We start from the raw sequence: 24,552 nt of genomic DNA, 5'->3' as shown, positions 1-24,552 counted from the left end.
TAATACTATCGTGTGCAACGGAGATATTTTTGCTATAATGGTAATCACGGCGATGGTTGGGTGCGTTTGCTGGAGTAGAAATTGCGCAAAACACGCAAGGAGTTGCGTATGCAACGTCGAATGATGAGCTATAGTATGATGATCTGCGGTGTGCTTGCGATGGTCATTGGGTTTACCCTCTCGCCGCTGCCGACGCCAGCAACCGCCGCGCCAGCGCTGCAACCGTCGCCGCGCCCGACTATTCCACCGGTGACAATTGTACCGGCAAGTTCGCCCACCCCCGTTCCGATGGGTCGCGTCACCGGCACCGTCATCGATCTGCGCACACACGCGCCAGCGACCCAGATTGCGGTCAAGATTGGTGATGCGGTTGTGTATAGCGATCAAAATGGCAATTACGATCGTTGGGTTGAGTCCGGTTTCTATACCCTCGCCCTGCAACTCACCGACGAGCAAGGCTCGCCAGCGCAGGCACCGTTGACGATTGCAGTTGGTCCCGGCGATACGGTGGTTGCCCACCTGTTCTTCACCAGTCGGGGTCAAGCCGAACCAGCAGCGCCGGCATTCACCATCGAAGCGCCGACCGCCGTGCCAACAATTGCGCCAGTGGCGGTGGCACCTGAGCTGCCGGCAGTGATACCGCCCAAGCTACCATATACCGGCATTGCAGATGATCCCGCTGCCGCAACTAACCAGCAACCTGCCTATTTGCCACGCACAGCGACCACGATCCCGTTTAATGCCCAATTCTGGTTTGTGGTTGGGTTCCTCTTGTTAGCGGGCGGGCTTGGGCTTCAGTTCTGGCCCAGCCGGCGGCAAGTAACCCCAGTGCCGGCAGATGAGCAATTCCTTGCCAAGCTGCTCAATACCCCGCCACCAGCGACCGATGAGGAGTTGCTGCGCGCGTTGTTGACGGGGAAAGGTTCTGCCGACGAGAAATAGGCATAGCTAACGTAGACGGGCAGGTGTGCAACCTGCCCATCTATGAAGTATACGGCAGCTATGCTATCGCAGGCCTATCATCTCGCTTACGGCACAATCACCGCCCGCCCGGCAATCCGCCGGTTCTTGAAGTCATCGATCGCTTGATTGATCTGATCCAGCCGGTATTGCTGGCCGTGCAGCTTGACTCGCCCCTCGGCATTGAGTTCCATCAGCTCGACCAGCTCAACGTAGTTGCCGACGAGGCTGCCTTCAATCGCGATTTCGGTGATGATCATGTGAACGGTGGGTACTTGCACCGCGCCGCCGTAGCCGACCACATAATGGGTGCCGCCTTGGCGCAGCATCTGCCACGAGACCTGCTCGGCCCCCAATTCACCCACGAAGTCGATCACCACATGCGCCCCGCCCCGTGTCAGCTCTTTCACTTCTGGCACAATCGTGTCGCCACCGTCGAGCACGTAGTGCGCGCCAAGATCGCGCGCTAGCTTGCGGGCTGATTCCGACCGGTCAACCGCGATGATCCGCGCGCCGCACAGTTCGCGCACCGATTGCAGCGCGATGTGACCAAGACCGCCAACGCCAAGGATGACGCAATACTGACCGGGGGTCAGCTTGCGGGCCGCTTTCTTGGCGACCCGGTAGGCGGTAATGCCGGCATCAGCCAGCGGCGCGACCTCGACCGGCGCCACGTTGGGGTTGAGCTTGATCAGCGCCCGTTCGTTGGTCAACATGTACTCGGCAAAACCGCCATCGCAGTTGAGGCCGGGGAAGCTGCCGTGCTCGCAGTACATGTCCTCGCCGCGCCGGCAGCCGAGACAAACGCCGCACGAACGCAACGGATGGCAGATGACCGGATCGCCAACTTTGACCGAGGTGACGCCGGGGCCGACCTCTTCCACCCAACCCGCATTCTCGTGACCGAGGATGTAGGGCAGCAAGGTGCGTTGCGGGTCTTGGATGTCTTTCCACACCCCTTCGATAATGTGCAGATCGGTGCGGCATAGCCCTGCTGCGCCGACGCGCACAATCACTTCGCCGGGTTTGGTAATCTTGGGCAGCGGCACATCGTCGAGTTGGAGCTGGACGTTGAGATGTTCATCGTACTCGTGCAGACGAGCAGCGCGCATAGGTTTGTCCTCTCTATCCAATCATCAGGCGGTCACCAACGCTAGAGTAGTCGTGTTGCCGTTCAGGGAAGAACTGCGCGCGCAACAACCCTTCGCATAAACTGGTGTTGAAGGCGATGTTGAGACGGGCCGAGCGCGAGTAGCGCAGGTAGGCGGCCAATTCCGCTTCGGCAATCGGTTGACCGTCAACGGTCGTGAAGAGCGGTGTATCCGCGCTCACCGGAAGCTGTAAGCGCCGGCGTTTGTGTAGGTAACGGAGCAGATCGGCAGCCGCTAGCGGCACCCAACGCGGCGGCGGCACGTTCAGGAAGAGATCGTCACCTTGCACTATCACATCGCTGATCTGCAGCGCCAAGATCGCGCTATCGGCCAAACCGGCTTGGCGCATCCGGCGGATCAACACATCCTGCCGGGCCAGAAAACCCTTGATAGTGAAAGTATGGCGCAATGCTGCCAGATCAGCGTTCTGATCGACATCGGCAGGGAACGTCTCGGCAAAGCTGCGCCCGGCATTGACGCCCCGGTTGATCTCGTCTTCGAAGCAGTTGTTGCGGACGAGCACCGTCACCTGTGTGACTCCCGGCACTCGCCCGACTTCATCGCGAATGTCTTGCGACATCATAAAGACGAAGTTGGGCGCGCACCAAAAGGTGGGGACAGTGTAGGTAACGGTGACGTGACCGTCAGCGATCTGCACCTCGTTGACGAAGCCCAATTCGGTGATCGGTGTGTCGAGTTCGGGATCGTAGACTTCAGCCAACGCGCGATTGATCTCGGCAAGGGTCGGCATCGGCAATTCCTTTCAGACGGTAGCCGGCGCGGCGCCGTCGAGCATGACCGGCATATTCCGCAACTGCTCTTTCTTCGCTTCCACGTCGATCCCGTAGAGGCGAGCCGCATTCAGGCCGAGAATCTTCTCTTTGGTCTCCATCGTCAGTTTGACGCCAAACTCGGCCTCAAGGTCTTCCGGCAGCTCAAAGGCCATAAACTTCTCAACCAGCCAACCCGGCGTCCACAGCGCATAGTCGCTGGCAAAGGTCAACTTGTCGGGGCCGAGCCAGTAGAGCAGGTTCGCCATCACTTCGGCGAAGTAGCGCGGGCGGGAATGGATGAAGGGCAGGGCCACGGCCAAACCGCCCCAAACATTCGTCTCTTGGGTCGCGATCCAGCAGAAGTCTTCGAGGCGCGGCAGGCCGCAATGCTCGATGATAAAGGTGAGGCCGGGGAAGTCGGTGGCCGCATAGTCAACGTCGGCCACATCGAACGAGTCGCGGTCGAGCGGCCAGATGGTCGGCCCTTTGTGAATATGAATGTTGGTGATGCCGAGCGTTTCACACTCTTCAAAGAAGCGGTAGGCTTCGGGGGTATTCAGCTTCCACCCCCGCGAGCCGTTGTGCCACTCGGCGGTATACAGCTTGACACCTTGAATGCCGTACTGTTGCTTGGCTTGGCGCAACGCATTCAGGCCGAGCGGGCCGTCTTCGCCGTGGCGCGGGTCAAACGAGCCGTTGAGAATGACGCGCTCCGGGAAGGCTTCTTTGAGCTGGGCATTGCGCTCGATCGGGTTGAAACCGGTGTGGTAGAACTCGAACAGATTGGTCGATTGCAAGATGCACATATCGACATAGCCCTCGACAAAGAGGTCGCGAGCCATATCTTCGACCGAGTAGCGCTCGTAGTGTTCGAGCGTCCACACTTTATCGGGCGGCGAGAGATTCTTGTGGTAAGCGTAGAAACAGTCGATCCAACCTTTGCCCAACTTGCCGCGCTGATTTTCCGGGCTAGCGTCCCACAGATGGGTATGGGCGTCAATGACGAAGATCTCGCGGCCATCAGCAGTGCGGTACATACACTCCTCCTGTCTCCGATGACATGCCGGTCACCACCATCGTGACGGTTGATTGGCTGCATGTGGGGTTGAGAGCATCGTAACAGGAGAAGGGCGGGGGTGCGGTGAAAAAGCGGTGAAAAACCGGCGGCCTACAATTCGAGCAGAATCCGCAGCGCGTCATCCACTTTCCGCAATGTGGCAGCCGAGACAGTTCCCCATAGGCGCGGGCCAAACCGATCTTTCACGATTGAGCGGATAGCGTCGCACAAGATAAAACTACGCGCCACGACGCCGCCTTCCGGCGGATCAATCGGGATGTGCAGCGGAATGCGGCGATCGGTACGAGTGAGGGGTAGAACGAAGCCCGTCTGTAGTTGCGCATACGATCCGTTGGCCAGCCTGCTGACCACGAGCCGGATTCAGATCAGCCAGATTTCGCCGCGATTTGGCAAGAGTACGGTCATACGTGATCCGCTAACCCATCAGCAATGGTTTGATCCCAAGCTGCCCGTTCGCGTTCCAATTCAGTCCATTGCGCCGGATCGGTGCGCAATGCTGCATAGGCCGCATTGGTTGCGGCAAGCAACTGTTGGCGGCGATAGTGTTCAAGCGCCGCTTCAAGCACAGCTTGCATCGAAACCCCACGCTGCTGAGCGAGATCACGAAGTAAGGCATGAGTTGCGGCTGGGACACGAATCGTAGGCATAGCAACACAACCAGATGACTTTTTTGTGGGCCGATCTATCGACACTGTAGCATTGCCGGCTCTTCTTATCAACCAAGTGCGTCACTTTCGACCCAACTGGTTGTGCGGTGAAAAAGTGGTGAAAAAACCGGCGGCACGAGTAGACGGGCGCGGGTGCAGCATGGTATAACCAGAATATCCACTCCGACATCAAACGCACTGGCGCAGGGAGGCGCTATGAGCGAAGCACCGCTGCACATTGCCGCTCCGGGAGACCTTGAGACGCTGGTTTGGCGGATGGCTACGTTGCGCGAGCAATTCCTCGCCAGCGGCGAGGTTGATCTCTCGCCGATGCGCGCGGTGATCCGCGATTCGTGGCAGCGTTGCCGGACGCTGGCGGTCAATGCCGAGGTGCAGCTCGCCCACTTTGCTACGGCCAGCGATCGGCAATTGGCCGAACTCCGTGAGCGGCACACCACCTTGTTGCGCGCGGCAAGCGCAATCCTCGCCCGGCTGCGGGTCACGCTCGGCGATGCCGGGTATGTGATCGCGCTCAGTGACGCCGAAGGCACCTTGCTGGAAGTGGACGGCGATCCGCACTGCCGCCGGCGGCTGGCGCGCAAAGGATTACTGCCCGGCAGCAACTGGAGCGAAGCGGTGGCCGGCACCAATGCAATCGGGGTCGCGCTGGCAACCGGACGGGTAGTGCAATTGGTGGGGGCCGAACACTACTGTAGCGGCTGGCAAGATGTCACCTGCACCGCCGCGCCGGTCATTCATCCCGATGATGGCAAGCTGATCGGCGTACTCGACATTACCGGCGATTACCGCTTGGCACACCCGTTCCTCACCGGCGTGCTCGCGGCTGCCGCCGCCGAAGTGCAGCGCCGCTACCGCTTGGAATGGGCCAGACAACCGGCCCGCCCGCGCACCTTTCCCGGCTGGACGCCACCCATCGCGAGCGAGACTCCCGCGCAGATGGCGGCTGCCCGGCCCGATCGCGCCACCCGGCTCGCGGCGGCGATGCGCGCCATTAGCAACGCCTTTGATCCGCTGTACACGCCGGCGGTGATCACCGAACAGATGGGCTGCCTGCTCGACGCCACGGGGGTGGCGTTGGTTGAAGGCGCATCGATTGATCGCCCGCAAGCCTATTTCTGGACTGTACCGGGAGAAGCGGGGGAGCAGGCGATGGTGCTCTTGCAAGCGGCGGTGCGTGATCCTATCGCGTTAGCGTGGCGTTCGCGCCCCGAACCGTTTGTTCACATGCCGCATCTGCTGCCGAAACTGGCCGGATTCCCGCTCCCTGATATTGGCGGGGTCATACTGGTAACGCGCCCGGCCCAAGCATGGCCAGTGACTGAGCAACAATGCGGCGCGACGTTAGCGGCGCACGGCGCGGCGATGCTGCGCTACGCCCGGCTTTACACCGACTTGCAAGCCTATGCTGCCCAAACCGAGGTCATGAACTCGCTGGTCTTTTTCCTCAGCACCCTGCTCGATCCGGTGCAGCAACTTGACGCGGTTGTCCAACGCATCCTCGCCCTCACCCGGCTCGATACCGGCTTCATCGCGCTGAAAGAAGACCAGCGCATCACCGTTGCCGGCCCACCGCTGAGCGCCATCGATCAGGCGCAGATGGCAGCCCTTATCGAGACTGTCTTCGCCACCGGCCAGCCGGTGTGGCTCTGCCGGCGCCATGCTGCACCCGAACCGCTGCCGTGGCCATTGGCCGATTTTTGCGATCTAGTGGCGCTGCCGCTGGTAGTGAATGCCACCAGCACCGGCGTGCTGGTGATCGGCAGCCGCACGCACCGCCATATCAGCGGCGAAGATTTGAGCTTATTGCTCACCATCGCGCAGCAATTGGGGTTGGCGCTGAGCAATGCGCGTCTGCGGCAAATGGCAAGCGAGAACGAAGCCTTACGGCAAGCCAACCAGCTCAAGAGCGCCTTTCTGACCAGCGTCTCGCACGATCTGCGCTCGCCGCTGACCGCCATCCGCGCCTCGGTTGAGGATTTGCTCGACCGCCAGCACGCCGTTTCAGTGACGGAAAACCGGGCCTTGCTGTGCAATATCGCCCGCGAAACCGCCCGCCTCAGTCGGTTTGTCGATCAACTGCTCGATCTGTCGCGGATCGAAGCCGGCGCCTTGCCGATCGACCGCGAGTGGGTTGAGCTGGCGGTGCTGGTGAAGGATGTGGTGACGAGTTTTGGTCAGCACGATCCGGTGTGCCGTATCGAAATCTTCATCTCGCCCACCTTGCCGCTGCTCTACATTGATCCGATCTTGCTGGCGCAAGTGCTGTGGAATCTGATCGAAAACGCGCATAAATATGGCCCGCTGGCGGGGCCGGTCACGGTTGAAGCCTTCTGCACCAGCACCCATTTGGTGATCAGCGTCAGCGATCGCGGGCCGGGGATCCCGCCAGCCGAGCGACAGCGCATCTTTGACCGGTTTTACCGGTTCGTCTCGCCCTTATCATCCTCATGACCGTTCCATCAGACTTACCCATTCCTGCTCAAACAGGAACAAAGCTGACTTCCTGCTTCACAGAGGCCGGTTTCGCCTTGGACTTGCACCCAAAGCCAGAGCCTTCCTCTCCACAGGCTTTACATCCGGCGGAACTCGCCGTAGGGCCGCTTAGGGCGGCCAGTCCATACGCCAAGAGATTCTTGGCAGCATGCACATCGCGGTCGTGCGCCGCGCCACAGGCCGGACACGTCCACTTGCGCACCGACAGCGGCAGCATGTCCAGCACATGCCCGCAGTCCGAGCAGGTCGTGCTCCTGGCAAAGAACCGGGCAGCGACGACGATGTGGCCGCCGCGCCGTTCGGCCTTGGATTCCAGTTGCCGTCGGAACTCGTAAAAGCCCATGTCGGCAATGGAACGAGCCAAGCGCCGGTTCTTCACCATGCCACGCACGTTCAAGTCCTCAATGACGATAGTGTGACACCGTCGCGTGCGGTCGGACGTGAGCTTCTGCAAGGCATCCTGCCGGATGGTGGCAATGCGGGCATGCAGCCGCGCGAGCTTGGGGTTCGCTTTGGCGCGGTTGCATGAGCCTTGTTGCTTACGACTGAGACGGCGAGCGAGTCTGCGCAGCCGATCCCGCAGCGCCTTGGGTGGCTGTGGGCCGGTGATGGGGTCTCCCGTCGAGCGCGTTGCCAGTGCCGAGACCCCCAGGTCCACGCCGACCGCGCCTTGGTGTTCGGCGCAGCGTTGGGGTGTGTCTTGGGTATCGACGGTGATGCTGCCACACCGGCGGTCGGCCACGCGGGAGATGGTGGCGACCAGGATGTTGCCAGTACAACGCAAGGACTCCCGCATCCGCACCCGGCCAAGATGGGGGATGCGAATGCGGCAGCCGTCGATGCTGAATTGGTCGTTGGTGAGCGTGAAGCGGTCGTCGCGTCCTTTCTTGCGCGCCTGCGGGTAGCTGGCGCGGCCAGCAAAGAAGTTCTCGAAGGCATCACCCAACTGGATGATCGCCATCTGCGGGGCGCACTTGGTGACTTCGAGCATCCAGGGGAACCGCTCGCGCTTGATGGCGTTCAATTGGCGGCGCAAGGATTGTTGCGACGGCTTGGGTAAACTGTTGTCGGCTTTCCAGGCTTCGTACTGCCGTTGCCACTCGGCCAGCGCCCAGTTGTAGGCAAACCGTGCCGTGCCCGCCGCCTTGGCGAAGGAGGTGGCCTGCACGTTGTTCGGGTCAAGCGCAATCTTGTGGGCGATGATCATGCCTGCGCCTCCTCGACGGCCTTTTTCACTCCGTCCAGAAGTTTCTGGTTCTTGCGCGACCGACTTCCGTAGCGCCTGGCACTCCATACCGTGATGATCGCCACCACGTCCTTAGCGAGATCGTCCTCGAACGTGGTGTCCTCGCCCTGGTTGAGAATGATGACTTCCACCTGCTTCGCCTCGCAACTGGCGAACACCAGTTCCGCGCCACAGCGCAACAGCCGATCCGTGTGGGTGATCACCAGCCGCCCGACCTGCCCACCGATGATGGCGTCCAGCAGGCGTTTGAGACCCTTCTGGTGATAGGTCATGCCGCTTCCAAGGTCGGCAATACCCTCGAACGTCCAACCTTGGCGGGCGCACGCGCGTTCCACCACCTGCTTTTGCCGCTCCAGATCATCCTTCTGGTCGTGGCTTGAGACACGGGCGTAGGCAATCGTGCGGCGCGGTCCATGCTCTTGCGCACGGAACAGCTCCGGCTTGCGCTTGGCGAGGTTGTCGCGCCTGCGTCCTCCCATCGTGCGCTCGGCGGGCTCAATGCGTCCCTCACGCTCCCAGTGACGCAGGGGCTGCGCGAGACACCAAGCGCTGGAGCGGCCTCATGGATCGGAACGAGCGTGCGATTCATACACAAATGATACATGAATGCGCAATGGTGAGCAATTGCATTGCGACCAGGTTAAGCCCTGCGTCCCGCGTCGTGGATGGCTGCTCCGGGATGGCGCGATGGCTATCGGAAGCGGGCGGTGCCGACCACCACAACCGCCTCACGGGTCGGGAGGAAGCCGAACCCGCGCACCGGCACCGTGATCCGCACACACGCCTGCGGAATCCCCTATCCGACCCGTGGACATCCGTCCCATCCGTTTTAATCCGTGTCCTCTTTCCCAGGGCCCACAGATACTGACGGATGCGACGGATGCGCACGAATGGGGGAAGCTGGTGAAGCTGTACGACCCGTGGACATCCGTCCCATCCGTTTTAATCCGTGTCCTCTTCCCCCTATACCTCCCCACTTTCTGGTACACACGTTGTACACACCCGAAACGGGATGCCATTCTCGCTGACGACTCGCACCTCAGCACGCGCGCCGCAATAGCGGCACACCGACAAGTTCTCGATCTCATCAGCGCGCCACAACTGGGGGGTATGGCTCAACTCCATTGGTGTCTCAGTGGTAAGCACGCCGATCCGGACACACACTGCGGCGGGGAAAATATCGGCGACACGGGCAGCCAGATGGTAGTGATGCGAATAGACCTCGTCGCCGATCATCATACCGTGTAAGCGGGGATGCGGTTGAATCTTCATACCTGTGCCAGCCGATCCATCAATTGCCGTAATTCATGCTCACTCAGCACGAATGGCTCATCATCAGCAAACATCAGCTCATCGAGTGCGTCGCGGATGATCGCTTCTTCGTCAAGCGGTACGATCAGCTCACCCTGTTCAAGTTCGTAAAACCGGTCAAATGCCCACGCCGCCAATTGACCACGCGAGATTCGTCCGGCCAGATGTTCGGCAATCGCCGCTACCAGATCATCGCAGGCAAGATCCATAAAGCTGCTTCCCGTTGCGTTTCTATGATCGTCTTATCACGAGCCAGTCGCTTATGCGAGGGCATCATCGCAGTGAGCGCGAAACCCGCAGCCGCGGCAGCGGGCTGCTTCATCGTGGTTGCGCGCGACATCATCGTCATCGAGCAGATCGCGCATTTCGGCCAGCGTTGCTACCACTTCATCACGTACCGCAGCAGTGTACCGCAATTGAAACGTCTCATCAGCGTAGCGCAGTAACCCATACGGAGGCGCGACGCCAGTCGTTTCTTCAATCAATACTAGATAGGCCGCTAGTTGGATGAGATCTGACGGATATGGCTGTGCTGTGCGCCGGTTCGGCTTCACTTCCACTGGAATCAGCGCCTGCCCGCGTTGCAGAATATAATCTGGTTTGCCGGTGAGGCCAAGCCGGGCGCTAAAAAGAGGTCGTTCGAGCGTGCGCTGTACCCCGGTGTCTGCGCCTACCACTCGCGCCCACGGCAAACCGCTGCGCCGGCGCAACATCATCGCCAGCGCCAAAACCACGACCGCGCAGAGGATCAGCGCAATACCGAGCCACGCCATCAGCTTGCCCAGATCACCAAGCCAATCCCGCCCACGAACAGCCCCAACCCGATCCAGAGGAGGCGCTGGCTGGCGGCCACCAAGTGGCCATGGCGGGCATGGCTAGCCGTCCCGGCGGCGCGCCGTTCCGCGCCGTCCGGCTCTTGCCCGGCGACGCGGCGCAGCCACCATGCCCGCGCACAGTAGTAATACTCACCTAGTTCACTTGCCCGAATGATATCCATCAGCGACCAAAGATCGGCGTACCCTGCACCGCGTTAATCACATCATTCACCGTCAGCAGCGCCATTAATCCCATCAGCGCCATAAAGCCGAAGGCATGCACCAGTGCTTCTTTCTCTGGTGGTAGCTTCTTGCCGCGCACCCACTCGATCAGCGCAAACAGAATGTGACTGCCGTCAAGCGCCGGAATGGGCAGCAGGTTAAGAATGAACAGATTGAGACTCAGCACTGCCGTGAGCGACCAGAACGCAATAAAGCCATCGGATTGGCGGATCACCTCGCCGGTAGCGCGGGCGATCCCAACCGGCCCCAACGGTTCGCCAGCCGGGGGCGGCGTGGGGCTAAACAGGCCGGCGATCGCTGCCGGCAGGTCGGCCAGCATCATGATCATCCGTCCGGTCAATTCGACGCTGTGGGTCAAACCCGCGCCAATGGCCGCGATCGGGTTAAGGGCCTGCCGGCTCACCTGCATGCTGTAACTAAAGCCAAGACCGGCACTGAACTCACGCCCGTCGGGCGCTGTCCATGGGCCGGGCACGACGGTTAATGTCACTTCAGCGCCCTCGCGGAGCACGACGGCTGTGATTGGTATCCCCAATCGCCGCTGGCCGATCTCGCGCACCGTATTCTCATCAAGCATTGTTTGGTCATCGAGCTGGATCAACTCGTCGCCTGCCTGAAATCCGGCGGCAGCAGCCGGGGTATTAGGGTAAACGGTGCTAATTTGGATCCGGCCAGTTGGAATCGGCACTCCGACTGTCGCAAAAAGGATGGTAAAGATCACCACGGCCAGTGCGAAATTCATCAATGGCCCGGCCAGCATGACGGGGATCTTGCGCCATGGCGGGGCAGCAGCGAGGCTACCGGCGCCATAAACGGCGTCTTTTTCGCCATCCATCCCGGCAAAGCGGACAAAACCGCCTAGCGGCAGCCAGTTGAGCGTATACTTGATCCCGTTACGCTCGAATAACACCAGCGCACGCGGCGGGAAGCCAATCCCAAACTCCTCGACTTTGATCCCCATGCGCAAGCCAGCCCACAAGTGCCCCAACTCGTGGACGAACACCAGCAGGCTGAGCATCAGAAGAAAGACGAGCACAGTCAATAATGGGTCAAAAATCCCGGTTGCAACTTGTTGCCAGATGTTGTTGAGTGTTGACGTGAGCATAATCCGCTCCAGCAGATAAGAGGAATAGCGGCGACGAGCTGATCGCCCGCCGCCGCTCGTGTCTACAGATAGTGTACCGGATCGACTTAGTCAAGTCAAGGGATTCAGATATTGACCCGTCGGTAAGTTACGGTTGTCGCTTCAGATAAATGTTTTCAAAACCGACATTGATGGTTGCCATTGTGCCGCTGATAGTCGGCGTAATCGATGTGCCATCGCGCGTGTAAGCGGCAATAACCGATGTAGCCGGTAACGTAATCTGGCGCAGTGTTCCGTCTACCGACCAGACCACATCGAGCACAAAGCCATTACCTTGGAAGCGATAGGCTTCGATGCCGGTACCATAGCCGGTAAATACTCGTGGTGGCACGCGCACCTCGTTCAGCCGTTGAATGGCGAATTGCATGGCGTTGTAGGCCGGCAATGGTTGCTGATCGCCAGTTAGCAAGCTCGTATAGCTCCACCCGGGACCTTGCAAGGTATACCAAATATACGCTTCAACCCCTTCGGTCATCGCTCGCACCGCTGTACGGATCAGATGGTTGGCTTTTGCCTGTTCAAACTGGGTTTGTATGGCATTACAATTGAAATATTCAGTCATACATCGCAAACCGGTTTCATTCAGAAAGAGTGGTTTGTTAATGCCGTAACGTTGCATCACGTCACGGAGGAAGCGAATTTTGCCGATTGTTGTACCTCCCCGTGTATACCAAGCACCGCGAAGGCTGTATTCATGGAGATCAAAATCGACATTGGGGACTCCCGGGAGATTGGCAATATAGCTCGGATAGCTATGAAACGCTAAAATGTCAAAATACGGGCCGGCACCGGCGCGTAGCGCACCCTCTAAGAAATTAAACGGTTTGCCATCTGTATCCGATGGTTTGTTCTCGGGACGGGCCAGCAACAAACCACCAAAGATGACTTGTGCGCCCGGATCGGCAGCCCGAATTGCGGGGGTTACTACCTTTAACATCCGGCCATACCGTTCCCCGCCGTAATACTCATCGGTAATATTGCCCCAACAACCAAATGCAGAATTAGTAGGAACAAGACTGGGATCAACATCTGGTTCGTTACCCAATTCCCAGTAACGGACTAAATATGGGGCTTGGCTGTATTTTGCAACAACTGCTCGTACAAATGTGGCAAATTCATCATGGTATTCGTCAAGAATGGCCGCGCAGATATGGCTGCTCCCGGTAGCCCACGATGGGTGATCGTCAATAATGGCCATTACTTGCAAACCGAGGGCATTGGCTGCCAGCACCTCTTGCTCAAACCGCTGGAAACTGGACGCACTCCAGTTGATCGAGCTAGTTGGAGTAAGTTGTGCTTCACGCCAACTCAGGGTGTTAAGCCGTACCCAATGCGCATTGAGGGCTTGTGCACGTGGTTTAACTTGTGAAGAGTACAGCCAACCTGTATTTGTTTCAAAACCGAGCGGGCGAAGGTTGTTTGTCGCCACAACCGGCACATAAACGGTTGTGATGGTGATAGGTTGTTGGGCCGTGACCGGCAGCGTAATGGTGAACAAACCAAGGATGAAGAGTACGATAATCACGCGATGTCGGTTCAAGGTGACACCTCATTGTAAGTCTTAAGGCCGGTAGGTGATGATGGGCAGCCAAATAGTTGTGCAAATGCGGCGTTGTTCCACCGTATATTCCTGTCCCCCTATTAGTGGAATCCGTAAACGACCATCACTCGTCTGATCAATGGTGAGTGTGCGGTTTGTTGGCGTCCAAATCTCAGTGCCATTCAGGGTTAGAACGGTCGATGCCGTAGGTGGCGGCATCCACAAGCTACCGTGCGTCCCTTGTGGCGCACTAATAGCAACCCGGCTCAGTTCACAACTCGGCTGTTGCCATGCTACGCGAAGCGAACCGGTTGGCAAAGGTAATATTCCCGCTGCGCTGCTTACTCCCTGCCAGGCGGGAGCAACTTCCCATGTCGTTGGTCCAGTCTGGCGCGCGCCGAGGATTGTCGTCGTGAGGAACCACGTTGGCGAGGCGCTCCAACTATGCGAGAGGCTGCCACTCCAGTGGTAGTTCGCATTAACATTTTCCCACCACGTAGTGGCTCCCTGTGCCAATTGCCAGCCGTAGAACTCTTTGATCAATTGAATTGCTTCGTTAATCCGGCCAGCCCGGCGTAGTCCTTCTAACGCCCAAAACATCCCGTAGAGCTGGAGATTGGGATGGGTGAGATCGCGCGAGATCAGGCTTGATAAAGCATCGGCCACCGCCGAGATTTCGGTAGGCGGCACGAGATCATACGCGAGCGCGAAGGCCTGCGCATGTGGGCCGGCTGCTATCGGTTGGCTATTGATGATCGTGGTAATGTAGCGATGTCTTGGTTGGTCATAGAGGTACTGGTTGATTCGATTGCGCAGCAATGCTGCTTCGCTTTCCCAATGGTTTGCTGCTTCTGTCTCGCCAAGCGCGATAGCAATCGCGGCTGCGGCGCGCAGGGTGCCGTAATACATTGCATTCACCGGTGTGGACTGACCATAGCGCGCAACGGTTACACTGCTGTCGAGATAAGTCGTTTGTGACCAATGCCCTGCCGGCAGGTCGAGCAGACCAGTGTCGTTACGGCGATACGTTGCAAGGTGGTTGAGAAAACGGATGATGGTCGGCCACAATTCACGCGCCAAGGCTGGATCATCGGTTCGCTGCAAATCTTCAGCAATGGCTTGTAGCCACAGCATGCCATAGTCGCGCATCCATCCACCGATATGAGGTGGCATTGCTACCGGGATGCCATCAGGAGTAAATTCGTCAGCCATTTGCCGCAAGCCACGGTGGAGCAACCAGCGATCACCGAAGGCAACCCGGTTGATATGGTCAGACACATAAGCATCACCCCACCATTGTCCACGTTCGCGCCATGGCGTGTCGGTGTAGGCGTCAGTCATATTGGGAAGGAGAGTGTCAACCCCTACTTGCCAAATTTGGTTCAGCAGGGGATCGTTACTGGTGAACGAACCAAGTTGGGTGACTGGATAGCGTTCTTCACGAACGTGCAGATGACGAAGAATCACTGGCTCTTTGCTCCAGACAGCAATGAGAATATATCTGCCAGCCCGTGCATCGATGGTTGTGATTGGATGGATCCGTCCATCAAGCCGCCACGAGTCAACTTGGTTCCACTCAGGATGCAGAATGCCGGGAAATGGTAGCGGAATGATTTGCTGCCATAGCCGTTCATCCCAGCCAATATCAACGATAGCACCATCTGATCCTTGGACTTCGGCGTATAGCCGGCCATGCACTGTCCGACCTAAATCGAGGATAGCGTAGCTGGCCGGCGGCTGAAAATGGAGAACGAGCGGCAATTCATTCTGCACAACCGCTGCTTGCTGATCAGGCTGCGGTGCTGCTAATAAAACCCGCCGTCCAGCCTGGGCAGAAGGAGCAAATACAGGAACTGTTGCTAACCCATCTCGTGAAAGTAAAATTGTCCAGCCTTCAGGGTGGTCACTCAAGCCGCGCAAACTCAGGGTATGTACTCCAACCGGAACATGAAAAGAGGCTGTCACTATGCCCGGTGGCCGGTTTGGTACCGTATTCCAGCTTAGCGACTGGCCGTTGATCGTTAACCGGCTCGTGAGTTCACTCTGTAAGCTTATTAGAGTGAGGTTCGTCGCGCGTTGCGTTTGCACCGGTACACTAGCTTGATCAACCCCGCCGGGAAATTCAATGGGCGTGAATCCCGGTGCAAGCCAACCCGTATCTAAGACATGGATTGGCATATCTACTTCTACCAGTTGTGGGATAGAACGTGGCGCGAATGCTGCTGGTTGGACCGTGACCGCCACTGCTGGATGCCATGCTGTTATTCCGCCATCGAGCATCCATTGGGGAGAAAGCAACGCCAAATCAACAATTTCGGTCGGACCAATCAATCCCCAGCGATGTACTGGAGCAGCGTCGCTACGATAGGCAGCTAACGGTTGCGCTTGCCAGTGTGGCCCGCTACTGATGAGCGGTTGCCCATTACTGTGTAGCAGCGCCCAAAGGAACGGTCGTTCAGAGACGCTACGCCGATTATTTGGCGCCCATTGCACACGAACGGTTAGGGTATGTCGGCCAGCAGCAAGATTACCAATCGCCAGTTGGTCGTATTCGCGCCGCAGCCGCGAGAACCGGGATGGGCCACGGCCAATGAGTTGACCATTCAAGTACGCTTCGTAACGAGTATCGGCGAAAATGACCAATGTTGTTGCTGGCGTCGGCGCAACCAAATCAACGGTTGTTCGAAATAGTGCTACTTCATGAGCAGCAGGCGGATCGGTATACGTCCAAATGGGAATTGCAGCACAAAAGCAGATACCGGAGGCTTGGACCGGCCATGGCCAAAGCAGCGGAACGAAGATAGCAAATAGCAGGGTAAGATAGCGCTTCATGCCGTAACCGTTACTTCCTCCAGCCATCCCATCAATTCAGCAACATACTGCTCGCGGACAGGCTTGGGCGATAAGGCTAAATCGTGCAAACCGCCCTCAATTGCAATCATCGTTACATCATCACCCAGCATTGGGCCATCGCGCCGCATGTGAGCCACATCGAGCACAATATCAGCTCGCCTGATTTCGGGACTGCCGGGGATAGGCCACGCTGACCGCGCCGAGTGCAAGATCAAAATCGGGCAGCGGATGCCGAGGCCGCGTCGCAGCCGGCGTTGGGCCAGCAAGATGGCCCGCGCTGTGCCGGCTCGCATCGGGATGCCGTTGATCGGCTTCCAGCGTTGGTCAAACTCCCATTCGCCGCCGGTGCCGCGATAGATCGTTTCGCCGTAGACCGATGACAACTTGCCCACGATGCGAGAGGGTTTCAGCCGGCCTAAGAGCATCACCAGCGGGATCGAGGCCCGCGTGGCGCGGTCGACCATAAAATCGAAAAACGGGCTATTCAACGCCAGCACACCTAGCCGATCACGCCGGCTACCTTCAGCCGCGTAGAGCGCCGTCACCAACCCGCCTGCCGAATGGCCGTGCAAGACCAGCCATGGCCGGTTGTGAGCCGCGTCGATTACCGCAATTGCCGCATCGATGAACGGGTAAAACTCGGCAATGTCGCGATAAAAGCAGGGAATTTGACCGGGTTGGATAGCGCGCCCGTGGCCGGGCAGATCGATCGCGTAGAACGCATAGCCATGCGCGCGGAAGACATCAGCCACGTGGGTTTGGAAAAAGTAGTCAGAATAGCCATGCACATACAGCACGGCCCGGCCTGTTGCCGGCGGATCGCACTGGCGCACCAAGACTGCGCGGCCATCGGCCAGATCAAGCGGCAGCATCTCAAAACCGGCCAATGTAGGATCAGGAATCCATTGTTGTTGGGTGACAGTTGGTGAAATCATAGCGTCAGCAACACCGCTTGATCGGTACGATAGCACTATAGCAAAAGAACAACGCCGGCTCAATGGGAAAAAAGCACTACAAGGTAGTAGATCACCGGTCCGGTGAAGAGAATACTGTCGATTCGATCAAGAATTCCGCCGTGGCCGGGGATGATAAAGCCGGAATCTTTCACCCCAACTTGTCGTTTAATCAGCGACTCGGCCAAATCGCCAAGCGGGCCAAAGATGCCGGCGGCCACGCCGAGAATCGCCGCTTCGACCAGTGTAATTGGCAAGCCCAACAGCGGCACGCAGAACAGCGCGGTTGCAATCGCGGCAGCCATCCCGCCGAAGAAGCCTTCCCAACTCTTTTTGGGGCTGAGCACCGGCGCCATCTTGGTACGCCCGAAGGCGCGCCCGACAAAGAATGCGCCAGTATCTTGCAACCACGTGATCGCCAGCGTAAAAAAGACCCATGCCGCGCCGGGCGGGATATGCGCGAAGGCCAGCCATCCGCCCTGCAACGGCGATTCAAGTTGACGTAACAAAAGGTAACTACTTAAGAGACCGCCGACGTAATACGCTCCTGCGAAGGTCAATGCCCAACTGAGCAGACTGGTCTGGCGATCGCGGCGGGCGATTTCGGCAATGAATGCGCCGATAATCGACCCAAACACCACTACCAATGCGAGATCGATCGTGGTGAGTGGTTGGAAAAACGTGGCTGCGCAGATCAACCAACCGATCGCAATCCCCTCGATCAACCGCGGCGCATACCCACCGTGACGAAAGATTACGAACAGCTCGCCGATCGCCAGCGCGATCACCAGACCGGCTAACAGCGCGGTGGTTGGCGGCCACCACACGCCGGCAATGATCAGAGGCAACAGCACCACCACACTGGCGATGCGCGTAGCCAAGGTATTAGCTCGACTCGGGGAGCCCGCCGAAGCGGCGTTCGCGCCGTCCATAGTCAAGAATCGCCTGATGCAGATGTTCGGGCCGGAAATCGGGCCAGAACACCGGCGTAAACCAGTACTCGCTATAGGCTGACTGCCAGATCAGAAAATTCGAAAGCCGCCGTTCGCCGCTGGTACGAATGATCATATCTGGATCGGGCAAACCGCGGGTTGACAGATGGGCGCTAATCACCTCATCAGTAATCTGGTCGGCGGTGATGCCACTGGCGACGATCGAACGCACTGCATCGACAATATCGGCGCGACCGCCGTAGTTAAACGCGATCGCTAGCGTCAGACCGGTGTTATGGCGGGTCAATTCAATCGCGTAATTAACCTTTTCGCGCAGATGGGGGCTCAGGCCATCGAGCCGGCCCAGATGGCGCAGATGGACATTTTGCGCATGTAGATTCCGGATCTCGCGATCGATAAACTCGCCCAAAATCTGCATCAAGCCCTGTACTTCCAGCGATGGCCGGTTCCAATTCTCGGTCGAAAAGGCGTACAATGTAAGCACGCGCACACCGAGCCGGGCGCATTCGGACACAATCGGGCGGATATTTTCGGTGCCGGCGCGATGGCCGGCAAGGCGTGGCAGACCGCGCTGTTGCGCCCAGCGCCCGTTGCCATCCATAATCACCGCGATATGTTGCGGAATTTTTGTGCCGGACGGTACACCATCCTGACTCATACAATAGCGCCTCTCAGCGACAGCGTTAGACCGCCATCACTTCCGCTTCTTTTTCCGCGCCGATCTGTTCGAGCTCGCGGATGCAACGGTCGGTCAACTGCTGGATCCGTTCTTGGCCGCGATGAAAGTCATCTTCGTTGATCAATTTCTCGGCTTCCAACTTCTTGAGATCATCGATCGCATCGCGGCGTTGATTACGCACCGAAATTTTGACTTCCTCGACGCGATGGCGTACCATTTTCACCAATTCGCGCCGGCGCTCTTCGGTGAGCGGCGGCACTGGCAGGCGAATGATCCGGCCATCGTTGCTCGGGTTGAGGCCAAGATCTGACTGCTGGATCGCCTTCTCGATCGCTTTGATCATGCTGGCATCGTAGGGTTGGATCACGATCATCCGCGCTTCAGGAACACTAATATTCGCCAATTGATTGAGCGGCATCGTCGTGCCGTAGGCTTCGACATGAAGATGCTCAACCAACCCTGCCGAGGCGCGTCCGGTGCGGATCGACGCCAGATGATGGCGCAACGCTTCGGTCGCTTTCTTTAAATGCGCCTCATACTCGGTTATTACATCGTTCAGCATTACGCGCCTCCTCGCTGACTACTCACAAGCGTGCCAACATGCTCACCCATCACAATCCGTTCGATGGTGCCGGGTTCTAGGGCATTAAAGACAATAATCGGCAAGTTATTATCCATACAGAAGGTCAGCGCCGTGCTATCCATCACGGTCAGACCACGGTTAAGCGCATCGAGGTAGTGAATGTGATCGAAGCGGGTTGCTGCCGGGTTCCGGCGCGGATCGTCATCGTAGACGCCATCAACGCCATTCTTGGCCATCAAGATCACTTCGGCATGGATCTCAGCCGCGCGCAACGCCGCTGCCGAGTCGGTGGTGAAGTAGGGGTTGCCAGTGCCAGCCGCGAGAATGATCACCCGCCCCTTCTCAAGGTGATGGGTAGCGCGCCGGCGGATGTACGGTTCGGCCACTTCATCCATCTTAATCGCGGTCATGGCGCGGGTATCGAGGCCATGGCGCTCGAGTGCATCTTGCATCGCCAACGCATTGATGATCGTCGCTAGCATGCCCATATAATGCGACTGAGCAGCATCCATACCGCGTTCGATCGCGCGATGGCCGCGCCAAATGTTGCCGCCGCCGACCACGACGGCTACTTCAACCCCATAGCGGTGAACGCGACCGATCTCTTGGGCGAGAAAATCGAGCATGTCGTAGCTAATCACCTCGCCGTCGCTACCCTTGATCTGTTCACCACTCAGTTTGATCAAAATCCGGCGATATTTTGGTTGTTGCATGGAACTTCTCGCAGCAAAGCAGAGAACCGGGCGGTTCGCCCGCTTGGCAAACCGCCCGATCAGTGTGGGTTAGGCGCCGACTTCGTAGCGCACAAACCGCCGGACGACGATATTTTCGCCAAGTTTGGCGATCGCTTCTTTGATCTTCTCTTCAATGGTGCGGGCCGGATCCTTGATAAACTTCTGCTCGAGCAGCACCGTCTCCTCGATGAATACTTGGCGCGACTGGCCGCTCTCGGCTACCATCTCGTCGGTCACTTCGCTCGCGCTGATAAAGCGCGGGTTGAGCGCAACGATATGCTGGGCCAGATCGTTAGCCAGTTGGCCGAATTCAGCCGTGCGGGCCACAAAGTCGGTTTCGCAGCTCAGCTCAACCATCGCGGCGATGCGCGAGCCATAGTGGACATACACGCCAATCAGGCCCTCGTTCGCCTCGCGCGACGCCTTCTTGGCTGCCGCCTCGATCCCGCGCTCGCGCAGAATCTCGATCGCCTTATTGATATTGCCGCCGGTCTGTTCAAGAATATCCCGGCACTCTTTGATGCCGGCGCCGGTGCGTTCACGCAATTCTTTCACCAGTTCGATTGATACCGCCACAGTCTTGCTCCCTTTGCCTAAGAACCGCTATCCAATGCCGTTGCCGGTAGGTTAGGTAGTGCGGATCGTGCGACGGAGGGGCATGCGCCCCCCCGTGCAACGTCGGTTTGCGCTCTTATGACCGGGGTGCGGCAACCTCATGTGAGGCCGCTTGCCCAGATCTGCCCCTGAGCAACCGGTCAGGTTTGGGATGCGCCTACAGTGTAAACCGATTTGATAGGATCGGGCAAGCGGCATTGCCGGTGCGGTGGTGATGCCCTTTACCCTTTCCCTTCTCCCTACGCGCAGAGCGAAGGGAACCACTCGGTGCGCCTAGTTGCTAATGTTGCGCTGGCGCATGATGCGACGCAGTGTTGGCTTGCCGCAGCGATCCGATCCGGTTATCGGTTATTCCTGTGCCGCTTCGCGCCGCCGCATCCCCTCGATGGCCGCATCGGCGATCTTGCCGGTCATCAGCCGAATGCCCCGAATCGCGTCATCGTTGCAGGGGATGACATAATCGATCGGGTCAGGATCGCAGTTGGTGTCAACCATCGCCACGATTGGAATGCCCTCTTTCGCCGCTTCGCGCACGGCCAGCTCTTCCTTGCGCGGATCGACGATGAACACAGCGCCGGGCAGTCGCTCCATCCCTTTCAGGCCGGCGAAGACGCGATTAAGCCGGACGATCTTCTCTTCGAGCTTAGCCGCCTCAGCCTTGGTCAAGCGACTAAACTCGCCGCGATCGCGCCGCTCTTCGAGATCGCTCAACAGCTTCAACCGGCGCTTGATGGTGGTGAAGTTAGTGAGCGTACCACCCAGCCAGCGGCGATTGATGTAGAATTGACCGGCCCGCACCGCCTCTTCCATAATCGCCTCTTGGGCCTGCTTCTTCGTGCCAACGAAGAGGATCTTCTCGCCGCGCGCGGTCAGGTCAGAAATGAACTGATACGCTTGGCTCAGGCCAGTGACCGTCTTCTGCAAATCGATAATGTGGATCCCGTTGCGAGCCGTGAAGATATACGGCTTCATCTTCGGGTTCCAGCGGTTGGTGGGGTGCCCGAAGTGGGCGCCTGCTTCCAGCAATTCTCGAATCGTGACGATGCGCGGCAATGCTTGAGTCATACCTTTCTTGCTCCTTCTCTGGTCGAAACCACCTCCACCCGTCGTGTCTCGCAGCCTGTACCGGGGTTGGCCGGCAGGAGCGGCTGCGCCTCAGGGTGTGCGTATTTGGCATTTTGCAATGCCGGCGAGCAGTATAGCATAAGGGAGCGCTGGCGGCAAGCGCTCCCTGCTTGCGATTGATGAAGAATAGCCGCAAAGAGACACAAAAAGCGCAAATGGGAATGATATGCTTTCGGGCAACCGGCGCAAGGGATCGAGCAGCGCCGGTATGCCGTACATATCGGCGCGCTGGTTAGAGCAGCGCCTTCAGCGCCTCAAGCGCGGCGTCGTAGTTGGGTTCTTGTCCGGCGACCGGCACGTATTCGCTGTAGCGGATCACGCCATCACCATCCACCACAAACACGGCCCGCTGTTCGATCCGGTAGGCCGGCACGTAGGTGCCATACGCCGCACCGAAGCTCATATCGCGGTGATCCGAGAGCGTCTGGATGGCATCGGCATTGTTGGCACCGCACCAGCGCGCCTGCGCGAAGGGCAGGTCGGCGCTGACGGTGATGAAATTGGCTTGGCCGGCCAGCCGGGCCGCCTCTTCATTGAAGCGGGTGGTTTGCTTGCTGCACACGCCGGTATCGAGCGAGGGCACCACGCTGATCAGCAGCGGCTTGCCAGCAAAGTCGGCCAACGTGATCTCTTTCAGTTTGCTGTTGACCAGTTTGAAATCAGGCGCTTTGTCGCCGGGCTTCAATTCCGGGCCAACGACCGTCTGGGGGCCAAAGAAGACGAACGCTTCCGGGCGCTCGATGGTCATAGTGTGTGTTTCCTTTCCGTCAAAGGGTGGTTCCTGCATAGTGTAGTGTAGGATATGGAAGTAAGAACTGTCAATATTCAGTTGCCCGCATCCCCTCGCCCCTTCTTCCACAACGTGGGAGAAGGGGAACTGCTGGCTTAGCGCAAGCGATGCAGCGTGGGTGTCGCTAATCAGCCGCAGCGGGGGCAGTAGCTGGCGCAGGCCGGCGCCCATCGGTGTAGTTGCGCAAGATTGGCACCTTCGCGGCGACCACGCCGGTCATCAACACACAGGCCAGCCCGCCGAGCGCCACCGAGAGTTGGGTGCCAAACAAGCGGGCAGCGATGCCGGCCTCGATCTCGCCCAGTTGCGGCCCGCCGGCGAAGAAGAGCATATTGACCGCCACCATCCGCCCGCGCAGTTCATCCGGCGTTTCGAGGTTGCGGATATTGCCGCGCACGGCCATGCTCACCGTGTCAGCCGCGCCGTTGATCGCCAGCATCAGCAGCGAGAGGCCAAAATGGGTGCTGATACCAAAGATGGCCGTACTGAGGCCGTAGATCGCGACCGACCACAACAACAACGGCCCTTGCCGGTTGCCGGCGCCCCAGATCGAGCAGATCACGCTGGCGATCACCGCTCCGACTGAGGGCGCGGCGTAGAGCAAACCTAAGCCTTGCGGGCCGACTTGCAAAATGGATTGGGCGTAGATCGGCAACAGGGTCGTAGCCGCGCTGAAAAAGGTGGCGAGAAAATCGAGCAGCATTGTGCTCCAGATCAACGGGGTACGCCAGACGAACCGTAACCCTTCGATGGCCGCGCGCAAGCTAATGTCACGTTTCTCGGCAGCGAGCGGGCGTGGGCGCATCAGCAGCAGCGCGACGAGAATGGCCGTAAAGCTCACCACATCCACCCAATAGACCAACCCCACTCCACCGCGTTCGATCAGCAAACCGCCGATGGTTGGTCCAACAATGGTGGCCAGTTGCCATGCCACGATATTGAGGCTTAACGCACCAGCGAGGTATTCGCGCGGAACGAGCGACGGGATGAGCGCCTGCCGGGCGGGCAAACCGAGCGTATTGGCGGCAGCGGCGAGAGCGGTGACGGCGTAGATAACCCAGAGCGCGGCTAGTCCTAGATTCGCGGTTAGCGCCAGCGCCAACGAGCAAAGCATCATCGCGATCTGCGCGCCGATCATTAAGCGGCGGCGGTCAACTGCATCGGCCAGCACGCCGCTGCCGAGGGCCAGCAACACCAGCGGCCCGAGCCGGGCCGCGCCGATTGTGCCGAGCGCCAGTGGGTCGCCGCCGGATAATTCGAGGATGTGCCAGCTCACCGCCGCCCGCGTCATTTCGGTGCCGGTGAGCGAGACGCAATTGCCGAACCAGAGCAGACGAAAATCGCGTGAACGAAAGGCGGCCAACGGGATGTGGGTGCTCATAGTTGCTCATGAACGCAGATACGGCTTGGGCGAGTAGGCTATTTACCGGTTGAGCGGATATTTGACAATGCAGAAAAGTATACCAGAGATTTGGGATTATGGTGAGCATGGGTGCAACTCGCGCCCTCATTCTTCGTTCTATGAGTCCCACATTTCGTTGCCCCAGCAACTAAGGAAGGAGAGTGCGAGATGCAACGCCCGTCGTTCACATCGTTTGCCGCCCTGCTTGCGTTGGTGATCAGCTTGGCAAATGCCTTCAACCAGACCGGCTATGCCCAAGGCGGCTCGCAGACCGTCGGTAGAGCCTTTACCTATCAAGGCCGGCTCGACTCAACATATTCCTGCCACGTAGCTTCATTCCCGATTCCCGGCGTATCGTAATAACGTTTGCCCCAATAGTGGGGACTGGTGATACGGCAATCAATCGATTGATCAGGAAATGAACACAGGATCGTCTGTGCATT

The 24,552-nt window shown here is 58.6% G+C and carries 25 protein-coding genes and 1 pseudogene; 3 read left to right on the top strand and 23 right to left on the bottom strand.

Going from position 1 to position 24,552, the window contains the following annotated elements:
* Positions 1 to 108: 108 nt before the first annotated feature.
* Positions 109 to 942, top strand: a complete 834-nt coding sequence (locus U9R61_RS10520; RefSeq protein ID WP_322488772.1) for a hypothetical protein — start codon at positions 109 to 111, stop codon at positions 940 to 942.
* Positions 943 to 1,028: 86 nt separating this feature from the next.
* Here the strand turns inward: U9R61_RS10520 and U9R61_RS10515 are convergent, their stop codons facing one another.
* From U9R61_RS10515 to U9R61_RS10495, 5 genes are all read right to left on the bottom strand, one after another.
* Positions 1,029 to 2,072: an NAD(P)-dependent alcohol dehydrogenase gene (locus U9R61_RS10515; RefSeq protein WP_322488771.1), complete on the bottom strand. Its 1,044-nt coding sequence runs from the start codon at positions 2,070 to 2,072 to the stop codon at positions 1,029 to 1,031.
* 13 nt (positions 2,073 to 2,085) lie between these two features.
* Positions 2,086 to 2,862, bottom strand: a complete 777-nt coding sequence (locus U9R61_RS10510) for an iron-sulfur cluster assembly protein (protein ID WP_322488770.1) — start codon at positions 2,860 to 2,862, stop codon at positions 2,086 to 2,088.
* Between the two features lie 12 nt (positions 2,863 to 2,874).
* A complete protein-coding gene (locus U9R61_RS10505) occupies positions 2,875 to 3,921 on the bottom strand; it encodes an amidohydrolase family protein (protein ID WP_322488769.1) in 1,047 nt (348 codons plus the stop codon).
* 131 nt (positions 3,922 to 4,052) lie between these two features.
* Positions 4,053 to 4,313 carry a type II toxin-antitoxin system PemK/MazF family toxin gene (locus U9R61_RS10500; protein ID WP_322488768.1) on the bottom strand — a complete coding sequence of 87 codons (261 nt, stop codon included), beginning with the start codon at positions 4,311 to 4,313 and terminating at the stop codon, positions 4,053 to 4,055.
* A gap of 50 nt (positions 4,314 to 4,363) precedes the next feature.
* Positions 4,364 to 4,609 (bottom strand): hypothetical protein, encoded by a 246-nt coding sequence (locus U9R61_RS10495; protein ID WP_322488767.1) that lies wholly within the window; start codon positions 4,607 to 4,609, stop codon positions 4,364 to 4,366.
* Positions 4,610 to 4,825: 216 nt separating this feature from the next.
* Here U9R61_RS10495 and U9R61_RS10490 point away from each other — a divergent pair, with 216 nt between their 5' ends.
* On the top strand, positions 4,826 to 7,081 hold the full coding sequence (locus U9R61_RS10490) for a GAF domain-containing protein (RefSeq protein WP_322488766.1): 2,256 nt from the start codon (positions 4,826 to 4,828) through the stop codon (positions 7,079 to 7,081).
* A 28-nt stretch (positions 7,082 to 7,109) separates the two neighbouring features.
* Here U9R61_RS10490 and U9R61_RS10485 read toward each other — a convergent pair whose 3' ends face one another.
* From U9R61_RS10485 to U9R61_RS10400, 18 genes and pseudogenes are all read right to left on the bottom strand, one after another.
* Positions 7,110 to 8,330 (bottom strand): RNA-guided endonuclease TnpB family protein, encoded by a 1,221-nt coding sequence (locus tag U9R61_RS10485; protein ID WP_322488765.1) that lies wholly within the window; start codon positions 8,328 to 8,330, stop codon positions 7,110 to 7,112.
* Positions 8,327 to 8,958: pseudogene (locus tag U9R61_RS10480) on the bottom strand (IS607 family transposase). Before U9R61_RS10480 ends, U9R61_RS10485 begins: the two are co-directional and overlap by 4 nt.
* 374 nt (positions 8,959 to 9,332) lie before the next feature.
* Positions 9,333 to 9,641 carry a hypothetical protein gene (locus U9R61_RS10475; protein WP_322488764.1) on the bottom strand — a complete coding sequence of 103 codons (309 nt, stop codon included), beginning with the start codon at positions 9,639 to 9,641 and terminating at the stop codon, positions 9,333 to 9,335.
* Positions 9,638 to 9,889 carry a hypothetical protein gene (locus U9R61_RS10470; protein WP_322488763.1) on the bottom strand — a complete coding sequence of 84 codons (252 nt, stop codon included), beginning with the start codon at positions 9,887 to 9,889 and terminating at the stop codon, positions 9,638 to 9,640. Before U9R61_RS10470 ends, U9R61_RS10475 begins: the two co-directional genes overlap by 4 nt.
* A gap of 51 nt (positions 9,890 to 9,940) precedes the next feature.
* Positions 9,941 to 10,453 (bottom strand): CRISPR-associated protein Cas4, encoded by a 513-nt coding sequence (gene cas4 / locus U9R61_RS10465; RefSeq protein ID WP_322488762.1) that lies wholly within the window; start codon positions 10,451 to 10,453, stop codon positions 9,941 to 9,943.
* Positions 10,453 to 10,677 (bottom strand): hypothetical protein, encoded by a 225-nt coding sequence (locus U9R61_RS10460; protein WP_322488761.1) that lies wholly within the window; start codon positions 10,675 to 10,677, stop codon positions 10,453 to 10,455. The genes cas4 and U9R61_RS10460 overlap by 1 nt, the downstream gene beginning before the upstream one ends.
* Positions 10,677 to 11,843 carry a M50 family metallopeptidase gene (locus U9R61_RS10455; RefSeq protein ID WP_322488760.1) on the bottom strand — a complete coding sequence of 389 codons (1,167 nt, stop codon included), beginning with the start codon at positions 11,841 to 11,843 and terminating at the stop codon, positions 10,677 to 10,679. The genes U9R61_RS10460 and U9R61_RS10455 overlap by 1 nt, the downstream gene beginning before the upstream one ends.
* A 127-nt stretch (positions 11,844 to 11,970) precedes the next feature.
* The gene (locus U9R61_RS10450; protein WP_322488759.1) at positions 11,971 to 13,422 is read right to left on the bottom strand and encodes a cellulase family glycosylhydrolase; all 1,452 of its coding nucleotides are present in this window, start codon (positions 13,420 to 13,422) and stop codon (positions 11,971 to 11,973) included.
* Between the two features lie 21 nt (positions 13,423 to 13,443).
* Entirely contained in the window at positions 13,444 to 16,254 is a 2,811-nt protein-coding gene (locus tag U9R61_RS10445; protein WP_322488758.1) for an alpha-L-rhamnosidase, read from the bottom strand.
* The gene (locus tag U9R61_RS10440) at positions 16,251 to 17,210 is read right to left on the bottom strand and encodes an alpha/beta hydrolase (RefSeq protein ID WP_322488757.1); all 960 of its coding nucleotides are present in this window, start codon (positions 17,208 to 17,210) and stop codon (positions 16,251 to 16,253) included. The genes U9R61_RS10445 and U9R61_RS10440 overlap by 4 nt, the downstream gene beginning before the upstream one ends.
* 59 nt (positions 17,211 to 17,269) lie before the next feature.
* Entirely contained in the window at positions 17,270 to 18,109 is an 840-nt protein-coding gene (locus U9R61_RS10435) for a phosphatidate cytidylyltransferase (RefSeq protein WP_322488756.1), read from the bottom strand.
* Between the two features lie 4 nt (positions 18,110 to 18,113).
* Positions 18,114 to 18,839 carry an isoprenyl transferase gene (locus tag U9R61_RS10430; protein WP_322488755.1) on the bottom strand — a complete coding sequence of 242 codons (726 nt, stop codon included), beginning with the start codon at positions 18,837 to 18,839 and terminating at the stop codon, positions 18,114 to 18,116.
* Positions 18,840 to 18,864: 25 nt separating this feature from the next.
* Positions 18,865 to 19,422 carry a ribosome recycling factor gene (frr, locus tag U9R61_RS10425; protein ID WP_322488754.1) on the bottom strand — a complete coding sequence of 186 codons (558 nt, stop codon included), beginning with the start codon at positions 19,420 to 19,422 and terminating at the stop codon, positions 18,865 to 18,867.
* Positions 19,422 to 20,156, bottom strand: a complete 735-nt coding sequence (gene pyrH, locus U9R61_RS10420) for a UMP kinase (RefSeq protein WP_322488753.1) — start codon at positions 20,154 to 20,156, stop codon at positions 19,422 to 19,424. The genes frr and pyrH overlap by 1 nt, the downstream gene beginning before the upstream one ends.
* A gap of 69 nt (positions 20,157 to 20,225) precedes the next feature.
* Complete coding sequence (locus U9R61_RS10415) at positions 20,226 to 20,753, bottom strand: elongation factor Ts (RefSeq protein WP_322488752.1); 528 nt, start codon at positions 20,751 to 20,753, stop codon at positions 20,226 to 20,228.
* A gap of 387 nt (positions 20,754 to 21,140) precedes the next feature.
* Positions 21,141 to 21,857: a 30S ribosomal protein S2 gene (gene rpsB, locus U9R61_RS10410; protein ID WP_322488751.1), complete on the bottom strand. Its 717-nt coding sequence runs from the start codon at positions 21,855 to 21,857 to the stop codon at positions 21,141 to 21,143.
* 292 nt (positions 21,858 to 22,149) lie between these two features.
* On the bottom strand, positions 22,150 to 22,665 hold the full coding sequence (gene tpx, locus U9R61_RS10405) for a thiol peroxidase (protein WP_322488750.1): 516 nt from the start codon (positions 22,663 to 22,665) through the stop codon (positions 22,150 to 22,152).
* Positions 22,666 to 22,831: 166 nt separating this feature from the next.
* Positions 22,832 to 24,088: an MFS transporter gene (locus tag U9R61_RS10400; RefSeq protein WP_322488749.1), complete on the bottom strand. Its 1,257-nt coding sequence runs from the start codon at positions 24,086 to 24,088 to the stop codon at positions 22,832 to 22,834.
* Positions 24,089 to 24,277: 189 nt separating this feature from the next.
* On the opposite strand from U9R61_RS10400, the gene U9R61_RS10395 reads away from it, so the two are divergent.
* Positions 24,278 to 24,469 carry a hypothetical protein gene (locus U9R61_RS10395; RefSeq protein WP_322488748.1) on the top strand — a complete coding sequence of 64 codons (192 nt, stop codon included), beginning with the start codon at positions 24,278 to 24,280 and terminating at the stop codon, positions 24,467 to 24,469.
* Positions 24,470 to 24,552 lie beyond the last annotated feature (83 nt).

Source organism: Chloroflexus sp. (assembly GCF_034431535.1).
Taxonomy (GTDB): Bacteria; Chloroflexota; Chloroflexia; order Chloroflexales; family Chloroflexaceae; genus Chloroflexus.
This window is presented reverse-complemented; position numbering and strand designations above follow the sequence as displayed.

Excerpts from the sequence above, each read along its gene's own strand:
- U9R61_RS10520 (WP_322488772.1), top strand. The coding sequence starts at position 109 with ATGCAACGTCGAATGATGAGCTATAGTATGATGATCTGCGGTGTGCTT.
- U9R61_RS10515 (WP_322488771.1), bottom strand. The coding sequence starts at position 2,072 with ATGCGCGCTGCTCGTCTGCACGAGTACGATGAACATCTCAACGTCCAG.
- U9R61_RS10510 (WP_322488770.1), bottom strand. The coding sequence starts at position 2,862 with ATGCCGACCCTTGCCGAGATCAATCGCGCGTTGGCTGAAGTCTACGAT.
- U9R61_RS10505 (WP_322488769.1), bottom strand. The coding sequence starts at position 3,921 with ATGTACCGCACTGCTGATGGCCGCGAGATCTTCGTCATTGACGCCCAT.
- U9R61_RS10495 (WP_322488767.1), bottom strand. The coding sequence starts at position 4,609 with ATGCCTACGATTCGTGTCCCAGCCGCAACTCATGCCTTACTTCGTGAT.
- U9R61_RS10490 (WP_322488766.1), top strand. The coding sequence starts at position 4,826 with ATGAGCGAAGCACCGCTGCACATTGCCGCTCCGGGAGACCTTGAGACG.
- U9R61_RS10485 (WP_322488765.1), bottom strand. The coding sequence starts at position 8,330 with ATGATCATCGCCCACAAGATTGCGCTTGACCCGAACAACGTGCAGGCC.
- U9R61_RS10475 (WP_322488764.1), bottom strand. The coding sequence starts at position 9,641 with ATGAAGATTCAACCGCATCCCCGCTTACACGGTATGATGATCGGCGAC.
- U9R61_RS10470 (WP_322488763.1), bottom strand. The coding sequence starts at position 9,889 with ATGGATCTTGCCTGCGATGATCTGGTAGCGGCGATTGCCGAACATCTG.
- cas4 (WP_322488762.1), bottom strand. The coding sequence starts at position 10,453 with ATGGCGTGGCTCGGTATTGCGCTGATCCTCTGCGCGGTCGTGGTTTTG.
- U9R61_RS10460 (WP_322488761.1), bottom strand. The coding sequence starts at position 10,677 with ATGGATATCATTCGGGCAAGTGAACTAGGTGAGTATTACTACTGTGCG.
- U9R61_RS10455 (WP_322488760.1), bottom strand. The coding sequence starts at position 11,843 with ATGCTCACGTCAACACTCAACAACATCTGGCAACAAGTTGCAACCGGG.
- U9R61_RS10445 (WP_322488758.1), bottom strand. The coding sequence starts at position 16,254 with ATGAAGCGCTATCTTACCCTGCTATTTGCTATCTTCGTTCCGCTGCTT.
- U9R61_RS10440 (WP_322488757.1), bottom strand. The coding sequence starts at position 17,210 with ATGATTTCACCAACTGTCACCCAACAACAATGGATTCCTGATCCTACA.
- U9R61_RS10430 (WP_322488755.1), bottom strand. The coding sequence starts at position 18,839 with ATGAGTCAGGATGGTGTACCGTCCGGCACAAAAATTCCGCAACATATC.
- frr (WP_322488754.1), bottom strand. The coding sequence starts at position 19,422 with ATGCTGAACGATGTAATAACCGAGTATGAGGCGCATTTAAAGAAAGCG.
- pyrH (WP_322488753.1), bottom strand. The coding sequence starts at position 20,156 with ATGCAACAACCAAAATATCGCCGGATTTTGATCAAACTGAGTGGTGAA.
- rpsB (WP_322488751.1), bottom strand. The coding sequence starts at position 21,857 with ATGACTCAAGCATTGCCGCGCATCGTCACGATTCGAGAATTGCTGGAA.
- tpx (WP_322488750.1), bottom strand. The coding sequence starts at position 22,665 with ATGACCATCGAGCGCCCGGAAGCGTTCGTCTTCTTTGGCCCCCAGACG.
- U9R61_RS10400 (WP_322488749.1), bottom strand. The coding sequence starts at position 24,088 with ATGAGCACCCACATCCCGTTGGCCGCCTTTCGTTCACGCGATTTTCGT.
- U9R61_RS10395 (WP_322488748.1), top strand. The coding sequence starts at position 24,278 with ATGCAACGCCCGTCGTTCACATCGTTTGCCGCCCTGCTTGCGTTGGTG.